The 447-nt window shown below is 55.0% G+C and carries 1 protein-coding gene; it reads left to right on the forward strand.

Annotated elements, in window-relative coordinates; all coding sequences use genetic code 11:
* Positions 1-38 precede the first annotated feature (38 nt).
* Positions 39-447: DUF3887 domain-containing protein (locus tag QVP67_RS08415; protein ID WP_288180039.1), on the forward strand; the 409-nt coding region annotated here is incomplete at its 3' end.

Genomic DNA, 447 nt, shown 5'->3' on the forward strand with positions numbered 1-447 from the left:
TTAACTTGTCAACTCGTTAACTTGTCAACTTATTATATATGATGAAAAAAATACTTTTACTATTGCTGATGGCCTGCACTGCATGGGTCGGATATGCGCAGGACGGGGAACAGAACCGTGCGGAGCGCATCTATGAACACCTGATGGCCGGTCGGGGTGACAGCATTTATGCGGAGCTGAACGATGAAGGACGACGTCAGCTGTCGCCAGCCTTGTTTAATGACACCTGGAAGCAGCTGGAGGCACAGTTTGGAAAGCTGAAGTCGGCCGGGGCGTGGGGCGAGGATGAAGCGCAGGGCGTGAAGCTGTGGCATCGCGACCTGATGTTTGAACGCTATACGCTGCGCCTGTTGCTATCGTTCGATGCCGACGGACGGATGAACACCATCCGGGTGGTACCAGCTCCGGTACCGGTAGGTACGCCGGCGGTGGCATTCGACCAGACGG

The organism is Bacteroides sp. CAG:633 (assembly GCF_000435115.1).
In the GTDB taxonomy this organism is placed as follows: Bacteria; Bacteroidota; Bacteroidia; order Bacteroidales; family Bacteroidaceae; genus Bacteroides; species Bacteroides ndongoniae.